Here is a 253-nt window from a genome sequence, read left to right on the forward strand (position 1 = left end):
GTTAAGCGCCCCATTGGACGATCAAAGCCTTCTCGTTCATAGATTTCACCTTCAATCACCACCACTTTTTCATTCTGAATGATATCTTTAAAGCGTTGGAAACGCTCATGATTGGAGGAAACTTCAATACGTGCTGTACCATCATCCAATGTGATGACCATACGATTGGGGAAGTTAGCCACATCGACCACTAAGCCGGCAAACACTGTAGTTACACCACGACGTGTTGGTGTCAGTTCATTAATCTTATGAG

At 43.5% G+C, this 253-nt stretch carries 1 protein-coding gene; it reads right to left on the bottom strand.

Annotated features, from left to right (window positions below):
• A partial coding sequence (locus FLQ44_RS02120) for an OB-fold nucleic acid binding domain-containing protein (RefSeq protein WP_147692833.1) occupies positions 1 to 253 on the bottom strand: 253 nt, incomplete at both ends.

This window comes from Vogesella mureinivorans (assembly GCF_007644035.1).
In the GTDB taxonomy this organism is placed as follows: Bacteria; Pseudomonadota; Gammaproteobacteria; order Burkholderiales; family Chromobacteriaceae; genus Vogesella; species Vogesella mureinivorans.